At 41.7% G+C, this 22,842-nt stretch carries 24 protein-coding genes; 11 read left to right on the top strand and 13 right to left on the bottom strand.

Features of this window, described 5'->3' with window-relative positions:
• A partial coding sequence (locus AB5026_RS16020) for a tetratricopeptide repeat protein (protein WP_368213825.1) occupies positions 1-1,168 on the top strand: 1,168 nt, incomplete at its 5' end.
• A 624-nt stretch (positions 1,169-1,792) separates the two neighbouring features.
• Here the strand turns inward: AB5026_RS16020 and AB5026_RS16015 are convergent.
• The 4 genes from AB5026_RS16015 to AB5026_RS16000 all read right to left on the bottom strand — a co-directional run bounded on the left by AB5026_RS16015 (position 1,793) and on the right by AB5026_RS16000 (position 5,682).
• A complete protein-coding gene (locus tag AB5026_RS16015) occupies positions 1,793-3,313 on the bottom strand; it encodes a DUF6034 family protein (RefSeq protein ID WP_005428257.1) in 1,521 nt (506 codons plus the stop codon).
• Between the two features lie 73 nt (positions 3,314-3,386).
• Positions 3,387-4,028 carry an ABC transporter ATP-binding protein gene (locus AB5026_RS16010; protein ID WP_009245407.1) on the bottom strand — a complete coding sequence of 214 codons (642 nt, stop codon included), beginning with the start codon at positions 4,026-4,028 and terminating at the stop codon, positions 3,387-3,389.
• Between the two features lie 12 nt (positions 4,029-4,040).
• Positions 4,041-4,934, bottom strand: a complete 894-nt coding sequence (locus AB5026_RS16005; protein ID WP_005428264.1) for a hypothetical protein — start codon at positions 4,932-4,934, stop codon at positions 4,041-4,043.
• A complete protein-coding gene (locus AB5026_RS16000) occupies positions 4,927-5,682 on the bottom strand; it encodes a hypothetical protein (RefSeq protein WP_005428267.1) in 756 nt (251 codons plus the stop codon). Before AB5026_RS16000 ends, AB5026_RS16005 begins: the two co-directional genes overlap by 8 nt.
• 537 nt (positions 5,683-6,219) lie before the next feature.
• Here AB5026_RS16000 and AB5026_RS15995 point away from each other — a divergent pair.
• The 6 genes from AB5026_RS15995 (at position 6,220) to mobQ (ending at position 11,355) form a co-directional block, all read left to right on the top strand.
• Positions 6,220-7,137 (top strand): ParM/StbA family protein, encoded by a 918-nt coding sequence (locus AB5026_RS15995; protein WP_009245410.1) that lies wholly within the window; start codon positions 6,220-6,222, stop codon positions 7,135-7,137.
• A gap of 3 nt (positions 7,138-7,140) precedes the next feature.
• Entirely contained in the window at positions 7,141-7,524 is a 384-nt protein-coding gene (locus AB5026_RS15990) for a hypothetical protein (protein ID WP_005428271.1), read from the top strand.
• Positions 7,525-7,548: 24 nt separating this feature from the next.
• Positions 7,549-8,265, top strand: coding sequence for a replication initiator protein A (locus AB5026_RS15985; protein ID WP_005428274.1), 717 nt, complete (start codon positions 7,549-7,551; stop codon positions 8,263-8,265).
• Positions 8,262-9,119, top strand: coding sequence for an ATP-binding protein (locus tag AB5026_RS15980; protein WP_005428275.1), 858 nt, complete (start codon positions 8,262-8,264; stop codon positions 9,117-9,119). Before AB5026_RS15985 ends, AB5026_RS15980 begins: the two co-directional genes overlap by 4 nt.
• Positions 9,120-9,288: 169 nt before the next feature.
• Positions 9,289-9,510: a hypothetical protein gene (locus AB5026_RS15975; protein WP_005428277.1), complete on the top strand. Its 222-nt coding sequence runs from the start codon at positions 9,289-9,291 to the stop codon at positions 9,508-9,510.
• Positions 9,511-9,645: 135 nt separating this feature from the next.
• On the top strand, positions 9,646-11,355 hold the full coding sequence (gene mobQ / locus AB5026_RS15970; RefSeq protein ID WP_023924145.1) for a MobQ family relaxase: 1,710 nt from the start codon (positions 9,646-9,648) through the stop codon (positions 11,353-11,355).
• Positions 11,356-11,766: 411 nt separating this feature from the next.
• On the opposite strand, the gene AB5026_RS15965 is transcribed toward mobQ, so the two are convergent.
• Positions 11,767-12,432: a PBECR4 domain-containing protein gene (locus AB5026_RS15965; protein ID WP_005428282.1), complete on the bottom strand. Its 666-nt coding sequence runs from the start codon at positions 12,430-12,432 to the stop codon at positions 11,767-11,769.
• A 309-nt stretch (positions 12,433-12,741) separates the two neighbouring features.
• Positions 12,742-13,122 carry a TnpV protein gene (locus AB5026_RS15960; protein ID WP_005428283.1) on the bottom strand — a complete coding sequence of 127 codons (381 nt, stop codon included), beginning with the start codon at positions 13,120-13,122 and terminating at the stop codon, positions 12,742-12,744.
• A 156-nt stretch (positions 13,123-13,278) separates the two neighbouring features.
• Here AB5026_RS15960 and AB5026_RS15955 point away from each other — a divergent pair, with 156 nt between their 5' ends.
• Entirely contained in the window at positions 13,279-13,449 is a 171-nt protein-coding gene (locus AB5026_RS15955; protein WP_005428285.1) for a hypothetical protein, read from the top strand.
• A gap of 54 nt (positions 13,450-13,503) precedes the next feature.
• Here AB5026_RS15955 and AB5026_RS15950 read toward each other — a convergent pair whose 3' ends face one another.
• Together AB5026_RS15950 and AB5026_RS15945 are read right to left on the bottom strand one after the other, a co-directional pair.
• Positions 13,504-14,340, bottom strand: a complete 837-nt coding sequence (locus AB5026_RS15950; RefSeq protein WP_368213821.1) for a S8 family serine peptidase — start codon at positions 14,338-14,340, stop codon at positions 13,504-13,506.
• Positions 14,322-14,480, bottom strand: a complete 159-nt coding sequence (locus AB5026_RS15945; RefSeq protein ID WP_368213819.1) for a hypothetical protein — start codon at positions 14,478-14,480, stop codon at positions 14,322-14,324. The genes AB5026_RS15950 and AB5026_RS15945 overlap by 19 nt, the downstream gene beginning before the upstream one ends.
• 61 nt (positions 14,481-14,541) lie before the next feature.
• On the opposite strand from AB5026_RS15945, the gene AB5026_RS15940 reads away from it, so the two are divergent.
• Complete coding sequence (locus tag AB5026_RS15940; RefSeq protein WP_180214222.1) at positions 14,542-14,706, top strand: AraC family transcriptional regulator; 165 nt, start codon at positions 14,542-14,544, stop codon at positions 14,704-14,706.
• Between the two features lie 107 nt (positions 14,707-14,813).
• On the opposite strand, the gene AB5026_RS15935 is transcribed toward AB5026_RS15940, so the two are convergent.
• The 3 genes from AB5026_RS15935 to AB5026_RS15925 form a co-directional block, all read right to left on the bottom strand.
• Positions 14,814-16,511 carry a carbon starvation protein A gene (locus AB5026_RS15935; protein WP_021652743.1) on the bottom strand — a complete coding sequence of 566 codons (1,698 nt, stop codon included), beginning with the start codon at positions 16,509-16,511 and terminating at the stop codon, positions 14,814-14,816.
• Between the two features lie 507 nt (positions 16,512-17,018).
• Complete coding sequence (locus AB5026_RS15930) at positions 17,019-17,240, bottom strand: hypothetical protein (RefSeq protein ID WP_015526212.1); 222 nt, start codon at positions 17,238-17,240, stop codon at positions 17,019-17,021.
• 177 nt (positions 17,241-17,417) lie between these two features.
• Positions 17,418-17,915, bottom strand: a complete 498-nt coding sequence (locus tag AB5026_RS15925) for a nitroreductase family protein (RefSeq protein WP_114001788.1) — start codon at positions 17,913-17,915, stop codon at positions 17,418-17,420.
• A gap of 315 nt (positions 17,916-18,230) precedes the next feature.
• Between AB5026_RS15925 and AB5026_RS15920 the strand changes: the two genes are divergently transcribed.
• Together AB5026_RS15920 and AB5026_RS15915 are read left to right on the top strand one after the other, a co-directional pair.
• Entirely contained in the window at positions 18,231-18,446 is a 216-nt protein-coding gene (locus tag AB5026_RS15920) for a FeoA family protein (protein ID WP_178687940.1), read from the top strand.
• Positions 18,447-18,494: 48 nt separating this feature from the next.
• Entirely contained in the window at positions 18,495-20,480 is a 1,986-nt protein-coding gene (locus tag AB5026_RS15915) for a GGDEF domain-containing phosphodiesterase (protein ID WP_195273957.1), read from the top strand.
• Positions 20,481-20,645: 165 nt separating this feature from the next.
• Here AB5026_RS15915 and AB5026_RS15910 read toward each other — a convergent pair whose 3' ends face one another.
• Together AB5026_RS15910 and AB5026_RS15905 are read right to left on the bottom strand one after the other, a co-directional pair.
• Positions 20,646-21,674, bottom strand: coding sequence for a zinc-binding dehydrogenase (locus tag AB5026_RS15910; protein ID WP_015526214.1), 1,029 nt, complete (start codon positions 21,672-21,674; stop codon positions 20,646-20,648).
• Positions 21,675-22,055: 381 nt separating this feature from the next.
• Positions 22,056-22,842 (bottom strand): class I SAM-dependent methyltransferase (locus AB5026_RS15905; protein WP_368213818.1); only part of this gene is annotated, 787 nt, incomplete at its 5' end.

Below are 22,842 nucleotides of genomic sequence, written 5' to 3'. Positions count from 1 at the left end.
GGAAAAGGCTTCTCTTCATAATGAAGATAAGATTAAAGTAATGAAAGATGGTCAGAGCAAAAAAGCCACCTATTACAACCATATCCATACCCTGTTTTCGTTATACTCCTTATCACGGAAACAGCAGGATATTATGTGCAATATGTGTTTTATGCCTTCATCTGGTATTTCTGCCCGTATATTTTCCAAATGGCTGGAGCTGCCTACTTTAAATGACGTGAATGATCTGATCGAGACAGGTTTTGTACAGTCAAGTCTCCGGCATACTATTTCTCTGCATCCAATGATTCAGGAAATTGCAGTTTCCGAGACCGCACCTTCTGTTACAAGCTGCCACACGTTATTGGATTCTCTGCAAAAAATATGTTTGATGCATGGCATTGAAGTTAGCTATTATAAAAAATTATTTCAAACAGTAGAAAACATCATGCTTTTCATTGAAAAGGACGATATTCCCCAATACCTGTTATTTTTAGAAGATGTTTTTCCATATATGGAGAAGTACCACTATCAAAAGGGTATGAAAAAAATCATCCAGGAACTACAGCATTTTATAAAAGCAAATACTTACGGGACTGCATCTGACCGTGCCTTACTATTGGATTATCAGGCAACTCTGGAACCCAAAACAGAAAAAGCGATAAAATTAGAAAAAGAAGCACTTGCTCAAATAAAAGAAACCACAAAAGAAAATGCCCACCTGGTTTCCAACCTCCATTCCAATCTTGGAGGGCTTTACCGAATCAACGGACAACTTGATCTCGCTAAAAGGCACATGAAAATGGGTATCTCTCTTTTACAACAATACCAGCTTCTTTATACTAATGACAGTATTCCTCAGATTAATAATTATGCTGTCCTCTTAATTGAAATACAAGAACCTGACCTTGCCCTGTCTGCTCTTCAGAAATTAGCACAGATTATCAAAGAATATAATTCAAACCACTGTTTGGATTATGCCCAGGTACAGGAATCCCTTGGAAGTATCTGCCTGATCACTGCAAATATTTCGCAAGCGAAAACCCATTTTAAAAAAGCCTTGAAAATTTATGAGGATATATGGGCAGACGAACCCGAATTGATTGAAGAAAAATATCAAGCAATTCAAGAATTGTATCCACAAGCTGGAATTGCTCTGGCAAAAAGTATTCTTCTCACCAAGCACTAACGGTTCCTACAAACACTTGTAAAATATATTGCCTCAATAATGTAAACGCCTAGTTTTGAGATACACTCCAAGACTAGGCGCTTGTCCATTTCCATTTTTTCTTAGACATGGAGCGTTTACATAAGGATCACTTTTCTTTTTTTGACACTTTTCGCTCCTCCTATCTCAAATTTTTTATAGTCTAGGTATATTGCCTTCATCAATGCCTGAGAACTTGTAAATATGCTCCTCTGCTTGTTCAATCTGCGATACATTACAATCATCTCGTCATCAACCTACTGTTTGATACAATATGTCAAATGCATAGTGGCTCAGTTCTATTAGAAATTTATATCTCTACATATGCTTGTGATAATTCCGACGCATACAGCGCCATGGAATGATTTATCGTCTTTATACTCACTTGGATCGCATTTAGAAGCCAAAAAAGATTTATGAACAATCCTTTGATTCCTGTTATTTCTCATATGATAAGGTATACCGTTATCAATCAATGCGAGCTTAATCATTTGCACTATTCCTATTCTTACCTGTTATATATCCAAGCCAAATATCGCATATTTATTATTCTCATGATAAACCTTGTAATTCTATGGTCAATAAAAATTCAAGTGTCGCTGAACCCTAATATGCTTCTCCAATCACACTGCCATCATAAGCATTGATCACATAAGAAAGCTCCTGTAGAGAATTTCCACCAATACTTTCCCTGACAGTAAAAATCCATGCTGGAACCAACCATGCGTGTTTCGGCTCCTGATAGGCTGTGGTATAAGTATACTGCAATTTTGCGTTTACCACATCATACTCCAGTGCGGTAGTGTCGTTGGCAGACTGGCCTTTTCCGGAATACCAATAAAAAATCTGATCTGTCAGCTTTGCCTGTATTTTTTCAAAAGGCAGAAGCTTTGTATTTTCCGTCACCGTACAGACTTCTTCCGATATCCCATCCCATTTAAAATATTTAATTCCTTCCTCTGTTATCAGAATAGAGATTGTTTCTACCTGGAACGGAGGCACATAACTATCCACTGTTTCTTCCGCAACCACGCCATCAGGAACTGAAGTAATACCCTCTACACTTTTCGAAAAACAATACAGATATCCCGGTAATCCTCTATCCAGATCTCCCTGCCACAAAGCATCACTACCAAGTCCCAGACCATTGCGCTCTGAACATGCGCCATTCGGGAACCACACGGTACGATCAGAATCTACAAGGCCCATTCCATCGATACCTAAATCCTCTAAAACTTGTTCTGCCTGTTCCTTTCCATCTTCCTCTGTAAAGGTGATCTTGTCCATGCACTTTCGATACGCATCTGCCAGTTCATGAAATTTCTCTGTATAGCCGTTGGTATCCATGCCAAAGCTACTGTAATACTCACTCTGCATTTCCTCAGTTTCTATTGTTTCTTCTTCTATAAAATTAGAACCCTCCATCCAGAGAAAACTACTGTCATTGTCAATTTCCTGATTATACCGCTCTGCTTCTATATATGCCTTCCTGTCCTCGCCCACATCTGCAGTAAAATAATCCTCTGTATCTGTGTTTTCCAATTCAGTACTCATCCAACTCCGTGCCGCTTCCACACCGTGATCCTCTGTTTTTTTTTGAAATTTTATCTCCATCTTTTCCGGTGCAGACGCTTCATCCGGTGCAAGCTCCATCCCCTCTCGGGTTGCGTTTTGAATCCCTGCAATCGATGTAGAATATGCTGATTGCAAGTAACTTCCTTCCTTGCTGGAAATCCTGTCTAACACTTCCTGATACGCATCCTTTGTCACCATCTGTGGCATATATAGTTCCTCACCGTCCGTAAAATAATCAATCAATCCATTCAGTTCTTCCTGCGTTAACTCGTGATTTTGCATCTCTATGACTGGAAGATTGCCAATGCTTTGTTCGCCCAACTTAATATCTGCCTGGATAACCACACGGTCGTTGCTTTTCTTTTCTTCAAATTTCCAATGCGTTGGAACATTTGTCTCTCTCTTTTCTCCTTTTTTAAGAGGTTCACAGACAGCCGCCTCGCTAATCCCATCCACTTTGCTGACTACCGAACTCTCCTCTGGTGTTTCCTGACAGCTGGAAAGAATAATACACAACGCACCTACCATAATTGCTAGAACACTTTTTTTCATTTTTCCTCCATATATCTTATAGAATTGTCGCTTTTTCACGAAACTTCAATTATAAACTCTTTCCCCCGTATTTTTATTTTATCTGCGTCAGGACACCTGCATCCATCTCACAGATCGTATCGCAGAGCCATTCGATCTCCAGCATGTTATGTGCTGCGATAAGAATAGTCTTCCCTCGTTCCTTTAATCCCCGCAAAAGCTCGCAGACCTCTCCTGCCCCCTGCTTGTCCAGACCATTAAAAGGCTCGTCCAATATCAAAAGCTCCGGATCTTCCATGATTGCCTGTGCGATACCAAGACGTTCACGCATTCCAAGAGAATACTGTCCTACCTTCTTTTTAGACAGAGGATCAAGCCCTAGGGCACGCATCGTCGCCCTCACATCGTCATCGGAAATACGGTGTTTCAGAGACGCCAGTCTCTTTAAATTCGCAAAACCGCTGAGATCCAGAAAGAAGCCAGGGTTTTCAATGATAATGCCTACGGAATCTGGAAAGTCCAGCTCCTTCCCGATCTGTTTTCCCCCTACGAGCACTGTGCCGCTCTCAGGTTGTAAAAATCCACAGATGCATTTAAACATTACGGTTTTCCCTGAACCGTTAAACCCCATAATCCCATGAATCTTCCCTTTTTCAAAATCATGGGTAATGTTCTTTAATACTTTTTCTTTTTGAAAGGATTTTGTCAGTCCCTTCAACCTGATTGCATATTCCATTTTGCCCTCCATTTATTCGTTTGTCTGCGTAAAAGAGAAATTATAGCCCTTAATTCGGACGGCTGACAAGCCGATCAGCGCTATGATTAATATTGCAAATATGAACATGCTCATCCCGATCCCTGGCAGGTAATCATAACCAAAGCTGTGCATGGGAAAGGTAGCTTGGTTCAACGGAGACAGCCAGCCGCAGAACACGTTCGCCCTATATTCCTGACTTTCTGTAAAATGAAACAGTTTCCGGAAAACATCTGGGTTCAGCAGGAGCCCATACAGACTGACTGCAAAAGCACCGATCACCCCTGCCATATTTCCCGCAGCCAGATTTAAAAACAACATGAGAACTGCGATAAAAAGAGTATATAAAAGTACAAGTCCAAACACTATTGCTGCGCACATATAAGGAGTTGAGCTTTCCATTGTTTTTATGGAAACAGGAACGGTTATGCTCTCCCCACCGCCATAGCCCAACATTGCCGCTGTTTCGCTCCACACATTTCCCGTAAAGGAAAAGGGAGCTCCCATAATTCCAAGCATCACAGCCAAAAAAATATTATAGATCACAGTCGCCAGGATCACATAGATAATCTGACCCGCAAGCCATATCTTCCGTTTTGTGCGTACAAGCCAATACGGAGTTGCCTGACTGATAAATGGCATGTCCGCAAAGAGCAGGATTAAAAGCAGGGAGGACAGCATAACAGAGGATGCATCCCCATATGTCCAAATAAACGGCTCGAATACCTGAAGGATTGTCTCATATTTTATCGCATGGGAAATAATCTGATCCGACAGCATCAGACATAATATAGCTGCCAAAATAAAGGTCATCCAGATCCTCGGACTTTTTTTCCATCCATAGAAATTCTGGCCTGCAATCCAAAAAGCCTGTTTAATATCACGCATACCGCAACCTTCTTTCTATTGCGCACATAAAGATCAGTGCCGTTAAAAAACTTCCAACCGCTAATATAGCAATGCAGAAGATATCATTGTAGTAAATAGACGCCGCCCAATAGCGGGGACTCAGAAAGAATGCTTTTTGATAGTAACGCTCCTGAAATACGGTCAGGACATAATAAAGAATAAAAGGAACGGCATAGGACATATAGCGATTTTTTGTTATGACAGCCGACGTACCGCCAATTAGCGCCCAAAAAGCGCCATTTAAAAACAATCTCAGAAAGCTTACCGCCGTTCTGCCCACAAGCACTGCCATCTCATAATTTCCGTCAATCAGAGAAGGATACTGACCGAACCTCAGTATACAGATTACAAGAAGGAACACCATGGCTAAAAAAGCTGTCAAACCTCCGGAGACCAACAATCCTGCTGCTTTTCCTACGAGATACTGTTTTCTCCCTGAACGGATATAACTGAACAGAAAAAAACGACTGTGCAGCTCAGCCTCCGTATTCTCTCCACCCGCAAAAGCAACGGCAATGGGAACAAACAGAAGCATATTAACGCTGTTCATACAATAGGTGTATGCTACGAACCAGCCTGGTCCTTCTGCAGATCCGCCTGCATTTATGATCTTCTGCAACATCTCATGCTCAGACATCAGGGTAGCCGAAACGATTAGAAAAATCCCCAAAATAAAGCGAATGCTTCGAATATTGTTTTTTATGTCCGTTGCCAACACATTTCTCATACGCTTTTCTCCTCACTTCAAACAGCTATAGACTTGATTTTTTTATTTTTATAAAATCCTAGTTTTTTGCAATAATATCACTATTTGTATAAAACTACACTCCTTATCAAACAACAGTTAAGGACTTGCAAAAACTGTTGTTCCTACTGAAAGCATTGCAACAGCTGTAAAAATTGATAATATTTTAAATTTTCTATTATTCTAAGTTCTACAAATACATAAGCCGCCAGTTAAGTACGATTAGTTTTATTATAATTCAATAAATTCCATCCAACTTTCCACATTTTATTGTACAATTTTACCATTTATATAATAACATGTCAACATTTAATGAACGTTTATAACAAAAAAATGCAGGGCTATAAAAAACTAAAGAAATTGCTCTATTTTACAAAATTATATCCTATTTTTCAATTCCAACTCAATTTTCCCTCAATGTCTTTTTCCTCCAACTTTCGTATGCTTATCTCACAGCAAAGCAGTACCACACCGGTACAGCCTGCTGAATTAATCAATACGAAAATGGAGGTGTTTTTTATGCGAGAACTCAGAAACACAAAAATCATTGCTGTAGATCACGGCTACGGCAACATGAAAACAGCAAATACCGTCACACCAACCGGAATCAAAGCCTATGAAACAGAACCCATCTTCACCGGGAATATTCTGGAATATAACGGCATTTACTACCGGATTGGCGAAGGACACAAAGAATTTATCCCAGATAAAGCTATGGACGAAGAATATTATCTTCTAACTCTCATGGCGATTGCAAGGGAACTGAATGTCTTTTCCATCCGTGAAGCAGACGTTCATCTGGCTGCCGGGCTTCCTCTGACATGGATCAGAAACCAGAGAGAAGATTTCCGTTCCTATCTGCTCCAGAATCCAGAAGTCCATTACCGATTTAACAGCAAAGAGTATCATCTCCGTTTTGTGGGATGCAGCCTTTACCCGCAGGGATATCCGGCTATCGTAAACCGACTTGGAGATTTCAAGGGGACAAATCTTCTTGCAGATATCGGCAACGGAACCATGAACATTCTGTATATCAATAATAAGAAAGCACAGGAAAGCCGGTGCTGGACAGAAAAGTTTGGCGTAAACCAATGCATGATTGCCGCTAAAAACGCTGTTCTGGACAACTTCGGAGTAAAGATTGAAGAATCTACCGTAGAGCAGATTCTGCGGTTTGGAACCGCTGACATTTCAGCGTCTTATCTGGATTGTATTACTGCTGTTGCCAGACAGTATGTCACAGATATTTTTGCCACGCTCCGCAAATATGAATACAATCCTGGCCTGATGCGCCTGTATGTGGTCGGAGGCGGTGGATGCCTGATCCGTAACTTTGGAGCGTATGACAAATCACGAGTTACCATCCTTGATGATATCTGTGCCACTGCCAAAGGTTATGAATCTCTGGCTTATATGAGCCTGAAAAGGAGGGGATAAGCCATGCAGAACCATATCCGCAACACAAACCTGCGATTTAATCTGGACAAAGACCAGCAGCGGAGAGCCTGGGAATATTTACAGACGATGGACAGACAGAATTTTAAATCTTACAGCCAGGTAATCTCCCTTGCACTGGTCGATTATTTTGACCGCTACTACCGCACTCAGGCTGATCCCTATCTGGAAACAAGGGAACGGGAAGAACTTTTTGTGAAACAGATTGTAGAAGCAGTAGAACACAGCCTGAAACAGTCATTGCCGATTTTTCTGTCCGGGCTGACTGCAGGCATGTTGGAAAGGGAATCCCCCATCAGGATGCCCTTTCCAGCTCCTGAAAAAGAACAGCCGGATCGTGATATAGACTGGGATTTTCTTGGAGAATAAACCATTGTGATTGGAGGTGAACACATGACGGACTTTCTGACAGCAGACACAAGCCTGCCATCTTATATGATGTTTCCCCGTTTTCTTCTGGACATGGAAATAAACGAAACTGCCAAAATGCTTTATATGATCCTGCTCGACCGTGCAAGGCTTTCCCAGAAAAATGAGGGCTGGTCAGATACAAATGGTCATGTGTTCCTCTACTTTACGATTGAAGCACTGGCAGAAGTTCTCCACAAAAGCCAGATGACGGTGAAAACTGCTCTGGCAGTACTGGAAAAACAAGAGCTTATCTTCCGAAAACGGCAGGGACCCGGACACCCTAATCGGATCTATGTAAAAATCCCGAAAGAAACCCTCAGCAATACAGACAGAATTCTTTCCTCAAGACAGACAGAAAACTGTCCTATTGACAGACAGGATTCTTTCCCTGATACAGACAGAAAACTGTCCAGTAATAAGAAAGAGATAAAAAAGAACCATTTAACAATAAGAGGGAGTAAAGAGCCACGCTCACCCTATGGAACATTTCAAAATGTTTTTCTGTCAGAGACGGAGCTGGAAAATATCCGGCAGACAATCCCTGACTGGCAGGACTATATGGAACGCTTATCCGGTTATATGGCTTCTACCGGAAAGCAATACCAAAACCATGCAGCTACCATCATCCGTTGGGCAAGACAGGATCATCCTGTTTCCCGGCAACGAAATTATGAAAGTGAGGAATACGAAACATTATGACAACATTTACAGAAAAACCAACAGCTATCACACCAAACAGAGAGCTTCAGTCTGATGAATATTTTAACGAAACAAATCACCTGATCTACTGTTCCAAATGCAATACGCCAAGACAGTGCAGGCATGAATTACAGGGAAAGGTTCTTATTCCTTCCATCCGCTGTAAGTGCCAGCAGGAGATCTTTGAACAGGAGGAAGCCCAGAGAAAACTTCATGAAAAGCAAATGGAAATAGAGCATCTCAAAACCAGCGGCTTACAGGACAAATCACTTTATGACTACACCTTTGCCAAAGATAACGGCAGCAATCCGGAAATGAAACTTGCACACAATTATGTAAGTAACTGGGAAGAGATGAAAGCAAACGCTTCCGGACTTCTCATCTGGGGCGATGTCGGTACTGGAAAATCTTTCTTTGCAGGCTGCATTGCCAATGCCCTTCTGGAAAAAGGCGTCCCGGTACTGATGACCAACTTTTCCCGGATTCTGAATACCCTTACCGGAATGCATTTTGAAGACAGGAATCAGTTCATCCACAGCTTAAACCGCTACAGCCTTCTGATCATTGATGACCTCGGAATTGAACGGAACTCTGACTTTGCACTGGAACAGGTATTCAATGTGATTGACAGCCGTTACCGCAGTAAAAAGCCCCTGATCATAACAACCAATCTCACTTTATCAGAGCTGAATAACGCCGCTGATATCGCACACAAGCGAATTTATGACCGGATTCTGGAGAGATGTGTTCCCATCCGTATCAATAACCGGAATATCCGTCAGGACAATGCAACAGCTAATTTAAAAAAAACGAAAAAAATTCTGTTAGATAATCACACTTCAAACCAGAGTTGAAACAAAGCAGCATCGCACAATAACTATTTTTCACTGACAGTAGTACTACTTTCTTTTCTTATTTATCACCAGAGACATGCCACTGTCAGTTATCTAAAACTATAGTACTAAACCACAAGATTTTAAAACTAAATCGCCCGGATACGGGCATAAAAAGGAGGTGCCAGATATGGCAAATAAAAGAATTATGACACCAGAAGAAAAAGTGCTTTTACAGGCAAAACACAGACTGGAAGAAATCGAAGCAAGAAACCGTAAAAAGGAACGTAATGCCAGAACACGCAGATTGATTCAAGAAGGAGCGATTCTGGAAAGCATTGCTCCACATATTAAAGAAATGGATTTAGATACCCTAAAGCGGGAGCTGATGCTCCGGCTAAGAGGAATGTAAATACACAAGTTCTACTCCCGAAGGGCGCACTTACTCACCACCCGATAAATCGGGCGGTGGTATCCCCTACGGGGCTCGTGCGCTCTGCCGAGGGCTATCCGCTGTTGCAGGCAACATCGAAAGGAGGTGCCAGATATGGCAATTTATCATATGCAAGCCAAGGTCGTCAGCCGTGGTTCCGGGCGGTCTGCTGTCGCTGCATCTGCTTATATGAGCTGTAGCCGCATATACAATGATTACGATGGCATCCAGCATGACTACACCCGAAAACATGGACTGATCTATCAGGAAGTAATGCTTCCCCCTATGGCTCCGCCTAAATGGAAAAACCGGGAGCAACTCTGGAATGCTGTAGAAGCTGCTGAAAAAACAAAAGACAGCCGACTGGCAAGAGAATTTGTTGTCGCACTCCCTATTGAGTTGGATAAAGACAGCAATATTTCTCTTCTTCAGAATTTTATTCAAAAGAATTTTGTAGATATGGGAATGTGTGCCGATTTCGCCATTCACGATACAGATGGTCACAATCCCCATGCACACATTCTACTTACTGTCCGTCCATTAAACGAAAACGGAACATGGCAGTATAAAACCGAAAAAGAATATCTATGCATCAAAGATGGAGAGGAAAAGGGATTTACTGCTTCTGAATTTAAGGATGCTCAGAAAGAGGGCTGGGAAAAACAGTATCGTTATAAAGCTGGGAAAAAGAAAGTATATCTGACTCCCTCGGCAGCACAGGAGAAAGGTTATGAACGTATCGACAAACATCCAAAAAGCACCCGGTATGGCAGACAAAACCCGATTTCCGAACAATGGAACAGTGAGGAACAGCTCTGCCTCTGGAGAGCAAACTGGGCAGATGCCGTAAATAAAATGCTTGCCCTTAATCAGATAAATGCCGCCATTGATCACCGCAGTTTTGCAGCTCAGGGAATCACTGAACAGCCAACCATCCACGAAGGCTACATTGCCCAGAATATGGAAAAGAAAGGCATGATAGCAGACCGGTGTGAAATCAACCGTCGGGTTCGTGCGGATAACAGAATACTACGGGAATTAAAAACACAGATAAAAAAATTGGTTCAAGCTGTCGAAAAATCTATTCCGGTAATTGCAGAAACATTAGAAGCAATCCGCAATCATATGATTTTTACACAATATCATTTACTTCATAATGAAATGCAAAAAGAAGTGATCCATGACTGGATGCAGCATTTTCGTCCTATCCTAAATAAATATGATACCATTAAGAAAAAGCTCAAAGCGAAAGTTACTGAAAAGAAAGAACTAAATGTGCAAAAAAGTAAAACCAGTATTCTAAATCCTTTCCAGCATATAAAGTTAAACCAGCAGCTTACAACCGTAACAGAAGAAATCGAGGAACTGAAATCTGCCAAAGAACAGCTGCTGTTTCAGGCTGAATGCTCCACAGAGAAAGATATGGCGAGCCTTTCCAGAAAATACGACCAGATGGATAAGAATCTGGATATTCTCGATTCTCAGGATATGGCTCTCAAAGAGCAGCTTGAAAAAGATGCTGTCGCTTTCCAAGAGGAAAAACTCCGGCCTAAACCAGAGCAATATACAGAATTACTGGATGCCAGAATCCAGATACGACCTACTTTCCGAGAGAAACTGATTGAGCAGCTCAAAGGTACTTTTGGTGAATATTATGACTATCACTATCGTGATATCGCAACCCATGAAGTGGATGATCTCAATATGGAAGATCCCTATAGCTTCTCTCATCGTACCTGGGAACTTGAATATCAGAGGAAACAGGAATTGCAAAAAAAACATCCTGTTCAATCCAGGCAAAAATCGCACAACACAGAACTATAATGTTTAAACTACTAATATAAAAAATATCCCGTTTTCTCAAAACAGTTATATTGCTTCATCCCAATAATTCACAAACTGCTAACCACCGAGCAAAAGTGAGGCACAAAGTGCGTAAGCATAATTTGATTTCTTTCCGCTTACGCACTCTCTTTTTATCTTGAGCAAAAAATTCCTACTTTGTAAAGCCAACAAATGGGGTTTGGGGGGCTCCCAAAGTGCGTTTGGATATCCAAACGCTATGCTTGCAAAACCAGTTCCACTAATTTCCCTCGATACTCCCTTCTTCTAAAATCAATGATAATTATAACATTGCCAATTTTGTAAAGTAATAATCAACTTAAAATATAGACGACAAACAATAAAACCATGATACTGTTACAAAAAGCAGTAGCATGGTTTCTTTATATTTCATTATAGATTTTCTCTATCTATCATATTTTCTATTGTTTCTGAGAAACAACACTCTTTCAAATCAATACTTTTGTCCATCTTCACAAGATTTGTATATTTCTCATCTGTATAGTGTTTTGATATTACAGCAAATACTTTATATGTAGGCTGTGCTGTTACATCTCTGATGTCCTTTTTCAGCAATGTGTTCGGTACATTTAATTTCGTATTTTTATCTTTTACGAAGCCAATACAACCACATATATTCCCGGCAGCTTTTTCTGTATATAATTTCGGTCCTCGATCTGTAAATTCTCCTATCATTGTTACGTTTTTCTTAATAAGCATCATACGTTCCAATATATCCAATTTTTGCCCCGTAGAGCCATCTTTTGCAAAAACAAAATCATTTTCTGTTAATCGCTTATCCAGGCATTTCTGGTAAAAATGAATTGCAGAAGCTGTCTCTTTTTTATTCAATCGAACTCCTGTCAAATGTAAAAAATTGTATCTATGGAAAACAACTTCATATCCCTGTACAGATGACAAAATCTTATTACTTTCCTGTAATTGCTTATTCACCTCTTTCGGTAAGCCATATAGGAACAAAACCTTCTGATCCTCAAGATGTTCTTTATATAGTTGTGCCGCTTTTGTCATAATCTGAATTGCACGTCTTTTGTCCATAACTTAATCCTTATCCCATAAAATTTAGAGAAGGGAATGTTCACGCCGCAGCACTAAACATTCCCTTCTCATGGTTGATTTTTCCGTTGTCTGCCAACCTCCAGCACCTTCGTCTGGAAAATATCAGGTTTTTCCGTTGCCTGCCAACCTCCGACACCTTCGTTCGGAAAACGTATCAGATTTTAGGTGTCAACCCACCGCTGATGCACAGCTTTTCTAATTACATTTTACACGAACTATGTGGAAAATGCAATTACAATTTTATCTTATGATGCCCTGCTACATTTTATACACTATTTATCTTACATTTCATTCTTGATAAATTATCTCTTTATCCACAATCTCCCTCGCACATACTTGTATATTGTTCATTCTTCCTATCCATTCCAAGACATTTTCCACCTTTAGCTGTTCTGTAATGCCTTGTGCCTGTTTCATCTGTTCTACAAGTCTTTCAAAGCGTTCCTGTGCCTGTTCTTCTATATCAGCCAAATAACCATTCAGCCTGCCGCTTGTAAGCATATTCAGATATAGCAATCTGCGGTATTCCTTCAAATACCGCAAATGTCTTTGTCCCCATACACCGACAACCCTTTGTTCTTCTTCCTTCGGTAAGGTAAGAGCAGGGATAAGATAATCCCCATGTCTGATATAAGTACCGCCCATCTCTTCAAAAATTGTTTTCTTCATTGTCTGTTCTACCTTTCTTATCGTTCTCTATTCATAGATTTTCTTTACGACCGTTCCAATTTTACAGTAACAATAATTCTTCAATTTTCAGTTCACATTGCCCCTCCCGAAGAAGTATGATAGAATAATTCTATTAAATTGAATCGGAGGTGCCACATGGCTATCAGTTCCAACAATATTCAGGTCTATACTACTTTGTCCAAAGAACTGGTTGCTGAGATTGATAAGGATGCAAAAGCGAACTATCGTACACGTTCCCAGCAGATTAACATGATCCTGACCGAGTATTATAAGACTCAAACAACAACCAAACATGAATCCGAGTAAAACACTGAATTGCCTGAAAACACAGGAAATATCAGTGTTTTCTTATGTTTTCCCTTAATTATAAGGTTCATGAGAACCATAATTATTCCCAAAGCTGACGTTTATAACGATCGGTTTTCTCATCTTCACTGCCTGCCGTATCAGGTAATCAATACCCTCCATCAGCTCCGTTGTCCGCGGAAATGAATTTTCCCGTGGATTTCCCATTTTTACCACCAGAAGATCACTTCTATACGCAACGCCTCGATTCACTCCCTCCGATGCTCTCCCATTTCCTGCTGCTATTCCAAGAACTGCTGTTCCATGTCCGCTGAAATCCCCAGACGGAACAAGGCGCCTGCCTTCGGTTTCCCCGAGTGTAAGCGCCTCATCAATTTCTTCCTTCGTATATTCAGTTCCTGATACATAGTTTTCCGGTGGATTTCCAGCTACACTCTGATCCCACAGTCGCAGGATCCGGGTACTTCCATCCTCATTTCTGAAATCCGGATGGAAATAGTCCACTCCAGAATCCACAATACCCACCAAAATACCTTCGCCGGTTAAGCCATCGGCTCCATTCTGCACTGGTAAAATGCAGCTTGCCTCCCGCTCTTCAAAGGTCTCAAAGTAGAGTCTCTTGGGCTTTTCTATAAACTCGATCTGCTCTCTGACTGAGTATGCAGAAATTTCCGATTCCGGCAGTGTCACTACTGCATAACCACCAAGCAGCGGGACCACCTGGATCCGCTCACCACCAAGTCCGCTTTCCGGGCCACTGTATTTCACGATCACATCCCACAACCTGGTGGTGGGATCATATCCCACATTCAGATTTTCCGATTTTGCCCGTTCCTGCGGCAGGGCATTCATGGCAAGATTAAGAAGATTCTCTATTTTCTGATCTGGCATAAGGCTTTCATTTCCATTGATATATTTTTTTTATTATATGCAACGCCTTCGTTTAAAGCACCAACCATCTGTTCCAGCATTTTTCTTTTAATTCCGGGAACGAAGCTTAACAACTGACGAAGCGGCATTCCTTCCATCATCGCAGCCATCATTTCCTGATTATTTAAAAAGACCCTTGGTTTTTCTGTCAGCGCATTTATTTTGCGCTGCAAGCTGGAGGAAGGTAAAGAATTGCTGCAATATACAAACAAATCCATCCGTACGATCAGCACCTTTTTATGCTTCTCCAGCCAGAGCCACTTTCAGACTGCTTTCAAAAAGCAATTCGGAATGACTCCCAATGAATGCAGGCGCATGGAGTCATAAATCGTCTTTAGATATCTCAAAATTCCATGGATGTAAAAAGGCATGAGCCATTTATATGACTCATGCCTCTTCAGCCAAACAGAAATCCGTGATCTCATCCGATAATATTATGCCGTTGCTTTTTTATCATCTGTCTTCTCAAGCAGTTTCTTCACGCCCTGGATCGCTACCAGTACACCAAGGATCAGCAGTAATACTGCAAATACAAGCTGTAAGGTGTTTCCAAGATCCAGCCCTGTTGTTACCAGTGCCTTTGAAAGCTTTGTAATGGTCATGCCAAGTGCTGTGAAGGTAACTGCCATCATGAATACCATCGGGATCCAGAGCATACAGCCCTGACGTTTTGTTTTCTTTAAGAATACTGCACAGGCTACAAGAGCGAGTACAGATAACAGCTGGTTTGCGGAGCCGAACAGCGGCCAGATTTCTGCATAGCCGACCTTTGTAAGCATGTAGGCAAGTACCAGTGTAATGACTGTTGCGAAATATTTATTTGTTACTACCTTCAGGAACGGGCTCATGTTTTCCTCATCTGTATCAGAATCAAGGAAAAATTCCTGGAATGACAGACGTCCGACTCTGGCTACAGAATCAAGAGAGGTCAGTGCAAATGCGGATACAGCAAGGTTGATCAGGGTAAATACCAGGGAATGCGGAAGGCCAACTACAGAAAGGAAGTTTGCGATAGCACCTGCAAAAATCTGCGGCTGTGTTGTAAGTCCCTGTGCTGCTGCTTCACCATCTGCAAAGGATGCAACTGCGATCAGTGCGATGATGGCAAGCATACTTTCCATCAGCATTGCTCCAAAGGAAACAGGAAGCATGTTTTTCTCATTTTTGATCTGCTTGGATGCAGTACCGGAAGATACCAGTGAATGGAAGCCGGAAACAGCACCGCAGGCAATGGTTACAAACAGGATCGGGAACATATACTGTCCGTCTACGTTAAAGCTTGTAAATGCCTTCAGGTTACAGGAAGGATTGGCTACAAATACACCGATAACCGCACCGACGATCATGAAAATGAGCAGATAGCTGTTCAGATAATCACGTGGCTGAAGCAGCGCCCATACAGGAGCGACACTGGCGATCAGGATGTATACAAAAATGATGATATGCCAGGTTCCAAGACTTACATACATGGGGAAATTAAGTCCCAGCACAATTGCTGCTACCAGCAGTAAAATTGCGACTGCAGTGTTGACCCATTTGTTGAATTTTGTATATTTAAGGAAAAATCCAAGTGCAACAGCCTCAAATATAAATAACATGGAAGTGGTTGCAACAGCTCCGTTTGCCGCTACCTTTGTAACTGTTCCTGCATCATTTGCGACAAATCCGTTAAAGGTTCCTGCTACAACATCTGCAAATGCGGCAACGACCAGAATACAGAACAGCCAGCAGAATAAAAGAAATAATTTTTTTCCAAGCTTTCCGATATACGCTTCGATGATATATCCGATCGTACGTCCTTTATTCTTTACGGATGCATACATGGATGCAAAATCCTGCACAGCTCCGAAAAATACACCACCGATGAGGATCCATAACAGAACCGGCAGCCAACCGAAAATTGCGGCCTGGATCGGTCCGTTGATGGGACCTGCACCTGCTATGGATGCAAACTGATGTCCAAATACTACATTTGTATCAGCCGGTACATAATCAACTCCGTCCTCCATTTCGTATGCCGGAGTTTTTGCTTTCGGATCAATGCCCCATTTGTTCTGGAGATAACGGCCATACAGAAGATATGCGCCTCCGAGAACTACAATGGCTATGATCATCATTGTTATTCCGTTCATAATATCAACTCTCTTTCCTTTGTATTTTTATATATTAAAAAAGCCCCTGCTATCCTTTCGGATAACAAAGGCGGAATGTTCCGTGGTACCACTCTGTATTCTCATATTTATCACTAAATACAACCACTTAATACTGTCTCTTCAAACAGCCTCTTCTGTAACGTGAAGACTACGTCCCGGCTTACTTAACCTTTCTATTCAGCGGGATGCTCCCAGGTGATATCACAAAATACCTTCTGCCGCTTCTCACCAGCTGCGGCTCTCTGTGATCCGGTCTGCTTCTTGTGATCTGTCCTGTTCCATGCATTTCTCTTTTTTATTTATCTAATGTTTTACTCCTTTTTTTATAAAAATTCAACAAATAATTTATATATATTTTATAAATTTGCATATGTTTTTTTATGCATTTTTTAGGTAAAAGCCAAAACACGGCGTATGTAACGAAGCCAGATCTAATCCCAGCTCTGCTTTACAATCCGTTTTCCGTCACATACGCCGCATTATCCATTATTCAGAAAATGTATATCTTACCATGTATCCTTTTCCGTCACCGGTTACGATCACGACTCCGCCATCGGGATTCTCGATCTTATCAATGATCGGAAATCTTCCTTTTTCTTTTACGAAAGCTTCCGGACTCTCGATCTTTGCTTCAACGATCTCCTGCTGAGAATGACGATCGCCACCGCAGGGATTAATGGTTTCAATAATGATCTCATATTCCTTCATACCCTTCACCTCTTTCATTTAATGCAGTTTTTCAGTTCTTATACTTACATTTTATCGTAAAAATCCCGGTCATGCAAAATGCGTTCTGCACAAATTTTCAGAGGATTTATTGGTGTTTTTCACTACATTCAAACTTCTTCTGTTTCCGGATGTTATCTTCCTCAAAGAAGGCTTTTTTTATTCTACAAAGTGGATCCTGCTCTTATCAAAACGATCCTGCTGCTTTCTGCTCTCTGCTGGGTATCCCAGGGCAAAAAGAGAAAATACCTCCACATTCTCCGGAAGCTTCAGAATATCATGGACCAACGCCATACGATCCTTAAGCGGTGCAATTCCGATCCACACGCCGCCAAGTCCCAGTGCATCCGTTTCCAGCCAGATATTCTCCTGTGCGATAGACATATCGATCTGTGCCATATCCTGAACAGGCAATCCCTCTTTCCGATATACCGGAACGATCACAACCGGTGCACCTGCTGCACATCCTGAATAGGGAGTGGCTTTGGAAAGCTCCAGGATCTTCTCCTTATCTGTCACAACATAAAATTCCCACGGCTGCTGATTACATGCGCTTGGCGCCTGCATACCTGCTTTCAGGATCTGAAGGATCTTTTCCTTCTCTACGGGTTTATCTTCATATTTACGGATACTTACTCTGTGAAAAATATTCTCCATGATATTCTCTCCTCGTCTTTATGATCTGTATTACGTTTCTAATACATCGTTTTATCTTGTCAGTCGGACTTCCGTATTCTGTCTCATTGTCCGCATCTTTCTCTGACAAATTCCTCTCTGCTCATTTTAGCACAGTTTTTTACAGACGGACAGCCTGCATTTCTGAAAACGTATTTTCACAAACTCTACAATAACTGCTCCTGTCTGTTTTCATTGACACAGATTTTTATTGCGTTATAATGTTAGTTGTAACTAATTTATGGTAACGAATATCTTTTCGTTTTTACTGTTCACACAACATTTTACGGAGGAACTATGCCACTAAATTTAGCTGATATCAACACTGATTATACGATCCAGAAAATATGTGGAAATGAAGATGACCGCCACCATCTGGAAACTCTGGGATTTATCGAAGGAGCAACCATCCGCATCGTATCTGTTCTTTTCGGTTCGTATATCGTCCGCATCAAAGAAAGCAAGATCGGTATCAATCAGGCTTTTGCCAAAATGATCATCGTGCAGGCTTAAAAAAATGTACCCCCTTTATTTATATGAAACAGGAGATTTATTTTATCTATGAAAAAAGAAAAAAGTGTTCTTCATCTCTGCGAAATCACCCTGCTTGCGCTTGTAAGCCTGTTAATTATGGATTTCTATCTTCTGAAGTTTCTTCAGAGTCCGGAAACTTCATACCATCCGATGCTGCGGCTTATGGAGGCAACTCTGGCACTTCTTGTTGCAGCCCTGGCACTTACCCTTATCCAGAGAGAGCTTCTCTCCCGTCTTATCGTAAATGCATTCCGGGATATCACCGGCGTTCACAACAAAACATCTCTGGAAAAGTTTATTCAGGAGCTGAGCAACCGCCCAAGCACATTCGGTGTTGGCGTAATGATGTTTGACCTGAACAATCTGAAATATGTCAACGACACTTACGGACATGAAAAAGGCGATGAATTTATCCAGACCTTCACCTATTGTCTCACCCGTATCCTGGATTCCGACAGCTTTCTGGCTCGCTACGGCGGCGATGAATTTATCCTGATCCAGCAGGATACCAGTCTCTCAGAACTTCATGAAATGGCTGATAAGCTGGATTCCCTTGTTCAGGAATACAATACACGGACCACACTGCCCTTAAGCTATGCTGTCGGATATGAAGTCAGTTTCCAGAATCACTACTTCATGATGGAGGATCTGATCAACGCTGCAGATAAAAAAATGTATCAGGACAAATCTCTAAAAAAGATCGCAGCTATCAAAAAACTTACTCCTTCTTCCAACTCCGGCAATACCGTGATTCCGGCTATCTCTTCCGAGACTCTTTCTAAAAAAATCCGGCAGATCCAGAAGAATACAGGAAGCTCCCGTGCTATCGCCCTGATTTCCACAGATGTGGAAAATTTTCATTATATTAATGACAAGTACGGATATTCCCTTGGAAATGAGATCCTGAATATTATCTACGAAGAGCTGGCAGGAGCTTCCTTTACTGTCTTTACCACCCGCTTTTTCTCCGATGTATTTGTCAGCATTGTGGATATCACAGACCTTACCAACGAAGCGCTTCTGTCCCGGATCGCAAAACTTGATCAACAGATCAGTCAGCGCATACGTAATACCTACCACGTTAATTTCTTTCGTACAAATTCCGGGATCTGTTTTATCCCGGACGCAAAAATTTCTCCGGAAACCGTACTTTCCTGTGCAAATGTGGCAAGACGGCTTTCCAAAAAAATGATCCCGCCCTGCTGTATCTATTCAAAAGAAATCGATCAACAGGAAAAGATGCAGGCAGAAATCCTCCATTCCTTTCATCTGGCTCTGAAAAATGAAGAATTTCAGATCTATTTCCAGCCCAAAATATCTCCTGCCACCGGAAAGATCTCCAGTGCGGAGATCCTGGTCCGCTGGCTCCGCAATGGAAAAATGCTCTGGTCCCCTGCTGTGTACATTCCATTGTTTGAGCAGAATGGTTTTGTCATCAGCCTGGATTATTATGTTTACGAAAAAGCCTTCCAATGGCTTCAGAAATTTTCCGATCAGCTTCCGACAGATTTCCGCATTTCCCTAAATGTTTCTCCACTGCATTTTGAAGAACCTGAAATTTTTGTCAAAAAGATCCGCGAACTGATCCGCACCTATCATGTAGACACTTTTCGTCTCACCTTTGAGATCACGGAATCCACCTATGTAAACAATACCGAAGCTGTCAACTGTGTGATCCGCGGTCTTAAGCAGCACAACATACAGATTTCCATGGATGATTTCGGCTCCGGATATTCTTCCCTGAATGCCTTAAAGGATCTGCTGTTCAATGAAGTAAAGATCGACCGGAAATTCCTTGGCGATTCCCTTACGGAAAATGCAAAAATTGTTCTTCAGGAGGTATTTCACATGCTGAAACGCATGGGAAAATCCATTGTATGTGAAGGTGTGGAAACAGAAGATATTGCCGAATTTCTGAAAGAAGAAGGCTGCGATGAGATCCAGGGATTTTTGTATTACCGTCCTATGTGTGAGGAAGATTTTGAAAAACTGTTCCATACGCCGACAGCATGATCTTACGCTCCCACACAAACTCTCGTAAAAAAACTCCCGGACAGCCAACATCCGGGAGTTTTTCTTATATTGCTTATATTATCAGCCGTCTTTTCCCGGCAACGATGTCGGAAATGCTGTTCCAATTGCCGTACCGAGCTTGTTTCCAGGAGATACAAATCTTATCTATTTCTCCTGCACATTGATGATAACCTTCATGGTTGTCTCACGGTTCTCATCAATATACTGATAAGCCTTCAGATAATCTGCGAACTTAAATGTCTTTGAGATCAGCGGCTTTAAATGAACCTTCCCCGCATTTACAAGATCAATGGCATCTACATAATCATCATGACGGTACATCATAGTACTCTTGATATCCAGCTCGTGGTCATTGGCAACAGCAAGGTCAACGGTTGCCATATCCGCAAATACCGCTACCAGTACGATCACGCTGCCTTTTCTCGCATACTGGATGGCCTGTCCCATGGTGATGTTATTTCCGGCACAGTCATAGATCACATCTGCCTTATCCGGACCAAACGCCTCTACCAGTGCCTCTCCGAAATTTTTCTCCTTTGTGTTTACACAGATATCAATGCCGCACTCTTTTGCTTTTGCAAGACGAAGGTCACTGACATCCGTGATCATAACCCTGGCTGCCCCCATTCCTTTGGCTGTCTGCGCGACAAGATTTCCGATGGGACCTGCACCGATCACTGTGATGTTCATCCCTTTTACATCGCCCATCTGCTTCACGGCATGGACTGCAACTGCCAGCGGCTCGATCATTGCACCTTCCTCGTAAGACATCTCCTCCGGGATCGGTGTTACCTTAGATGCATCTACTGCAAAGAATTCAGAAGCTGTTCCTGTTGTCTGGAAGCCCATAACCTTCAGTTCCTCGCAGAGATTATATTTTCCATGGCGGCACGGATAGCAATGTCCGCAGTATACCTGAGGCTCAATGGTTACTTTCTGGCCAACCTTAAAGCCTGTCACATTCTTTCCAAGTCCCGTGATCTCACCGGATACTTCGTGTCCCTGCGTTACCGGATATTTTGTAAAAGGATGCTTGCCGTGATATACGTGGATATCTGATCCGCAGATACCAATGTTCATGATCTTAACCAGAACCTGGTCATCTCCCACTTCCGGAACTGGAACCTCTCTGAAAATAATCTCTCCTGGATTTGTCATTACCTGCTGAAGCATCTTATTCTCCTCCTTTAATTTCTTTCTATTGCATATCATCTTTTATTAATTATTTTATTAAAGTAATTACATTATTATTCTTTTCTCCTGATCTGTCAAGATAGTTTTCTATGATTCTGCTTATTGAACAAGTTTGCAGCTTTGTTTTTATGCACATTCCATAATTATCGGTAAACGGAATAGTCAAGCGAATATTCGCAATACGCTTCGCTACTTGCTCATGACCGAATAACTCCTTCGCGGTTTATCGGTTAAAAAACAAAGCCTGCGGATTCAGCATTTCTGTAATCATATGCTGAATCCACAGGCTCCTTATACGCTTTAATAAATAATTTTATAGAAGTATGATATTCCTTTCCGGCAGGTTTGTAAAGGCTTTTATCAATACCAGCGTGTCATCGGCAGATCATTATTCACACCCTTGGTCATAAGAATCTGGTGAAGATCGATAATTCCGTTGTGGAAGGTTGCCGCACATGCTGACAGGTACAGATCCCACATACGCAGGAACTCTTCGTCAAACATAGTCTTTTCTTTTTCAATATTGTCCCGGAAATTCTTTTCCCAGTGAAGCAATGTCTTATTGTAATGCAGACGGAGATTTTCGATATCCAGGGTATGGAAATTGTCCTCTGCCATATGGTTCAGGATCTCACGTAAGCTCGGAACAGTTCCGCCCGGGAAAATATATTTCTTGACCCACGGATCACCCGGATGCTCCTTCAGAGCACTGATAAAGTGAAGCAGGAACAGTCCGCCCGGCTTCAGAACCTTTTCCACACAATCAAGAAACAGCTGATAATTATCACGTCCAACATGCTCCAGCATACCGACACTGACAACACGATCAAACTGATACTCCTTCTTCGGCAGATCACGGTAATCCATCAGCTCTACCGTAAGATAATCTTCCAGACCCTGATCCTTGATCCGTCTCTGAAATTCTGCATACTGTTCATGACTTAAGGTGATACCGGTACCATGAACCTTATATTTCTTAGCTGCCTCGATCAGCAGAAAGCCCCAGCCACAGCCGATATCCAGAAGACTCATACCCTCTTCCAGATGTAATTTCTTAAGGATATAATCAACTTTATTTACCTGTGCCTGATACAACGTATCATCCTCATGGATAAAATACCCACAGGAATAACTCATAGTCTCATCC

The organism is Blautia sp. RTP21359st1_E11_RTP21359_211015 (assembly GCF_040910705.1).
GTDB lineage: Bacteria > Bacillota > Clostridia > Lachnospirales > Lachnospiraceae > Blautia_A > Blautia_A fusiformis.
The sequence above is the reverse complement of the archived record's forward strand: the minus strand, read 5'-3'. Positions and strand labels throughout refer to the sequence as shown.

What these genes read in the sequence shown, in the direction of transcription:
- AB5026_RS15965 (WP_005428282.1), bottom strand. Translation starts at nt 12,432, where the DNA reads ATGGACAAAAGACGTGCAATTCAGATTATGACAAAAGCGGCACAACTA.
- AB5026_RS15960 (WP_005428283.1), bottom strand. Translation starts at nt 13,122, where the DNA reads ATGAAGAAAACAATTTTTGAAGAGATGGGCGGTACTTATATCAGACAT.
- AB5026_RS15985 (WP_005428274.1), top strand. Translation starts at nt 7,549, where the DNA reads ATGACGGACTTTCTGACAGCAGACACAAGCCTGCCATCTTATATGATG.
- AB5026_RS15945 (WP_368213819.1), bottom strand. Translation starts at nt 14,480, where the DNA reads ATGATGGAAGGAATGCCGCTTCGTCAGTTGTTAAGCTTCGTTCCCGGA.
- AB5026_RS15915 (WP_195273957.1), top strand. Translation starts at nt 18,495, where the DNA reads ATGAAAAAAGAAAAAAGTGTTCTTCATCTCTGCGAAATCACCCTGCTT.
- AB5026_RS16000 (WP_005428267.1), bottom strand. Translation starts at nt 5,682, where the DNA reads ATGAGAAATGTGTTGGCAACGGACATAAAAAACAATATTCGAAGCATT.
- AB5026_RS15990 (WP_005428271.1), top strand. Translation starts at nt 7,141, where the DNA reads ATGCAGAACCATATCCGCAACACAAACCTGCGATTTAATCTGGACAAA.
- mobQ (WP_023924145.1), top strand. Translation starts at nt 9,646, where the DNA reads ATGGCAATTTATCATATGCAAGCCAAGGTCGTCAGCCGTGGTTCCGGG.
- AB5026_RS15920 (WP_178687940.1), top strand. Translation starts at nt 18,231, where the DNA reads ATGCCACTAAATTTAGCTGATATCAACACTGATTATACGATCCAGAAA.
- AB5026_RS15995 (WP_009245410.1), top strand. Translation starts at nt 6,220, where the DNA reads ATGCGAGAACTCAGAAACACAAAAATCATTGCTGTAGATCACGGCTAC.
- AB5026_RS15950 (WP_368213821.1), bottom strand. Translation starts at nt 14,340, where the DNA reads ATGCCAGATCAGAAAATAGAGAATCTTCTTAATCTTGCCATGAATGCC.
- AB5026_RS16005 (WP_005428264.1), bottom strand. Translation starts at nt 4,934, where the DNA reads ATGCGTGATATTAAACAGGCTTTTTGGATTGCAGGCCAGAATTTCTAT.
- AB5026_RS15955 (WP_005428285.1), top strand. Translation starts at nt 13,279, where the DNA reads ATGGCTATCAGTTCCAACAATATTCAGGTCTATACTACTTTGTCCAAA.
- AB5026_RS15975 (WP_005428277.1), top strand. Translation starts at nt 9,289, where the DNA reads ATGGCAAATAAAAGAATTATGACACCAGAAGAAAAAGTGCTTTTACAG.
- AB5026_RS15930 (WP_015526212.1), bottom strand. Translation starts at nt 17,240, where the DNA reads ATGAAGGAATATGAGATCATTATTGAAACCATTAATCCCTGCGGTGGC.
- AB5026_RS16015 (WP_005428257.1), bottom strand. Translation starts at nt 3,313, where the DNA reads ATGAAAAAAAGTGTTCTAGCAATTATGGTAGGTGCGTTGTGTATTATT.
- AB5026_RS15910 (WP_015526214.1), bottom strand. Translation starts at nt 21,674, where the DNA reads ATGCTTCAGCAGGTAATGACAAATCCAGGAGAGATTATTTTCAGAGAG.
- AB5026_RS15935 (WP_021652743.1), bottom strand. Translation starts at nt 16,511, where the DNA reads ATGAACGGAATAACAATGATGATCATAGCCATTGTAGTTCTCGGAGGC.
- AB5026_RS15980 (WP_005428275.1), top strand. Translation starts at nt 8,262, where the DNA reads ATGACAACATTTACAGAAAAACCAACAGCTATCACACCAAACAGAGAG.
- AB5026_RS16010 (WP_009245407.1), bottom strand. Translation starts at nt 4,028, where the DNA reads ATGGAATATGCAATCAGGTTGAAGGGACTGACAAAATCCTTTCAAAAA.
- AB5026_RS15925 (WP_114001788.1), bottom strand. Translation starts at nt 17,915, where the DNA reads ATGGAGAATATTTTTCACAGAGTAAGTATCCGTAAATATGAAGATAAA.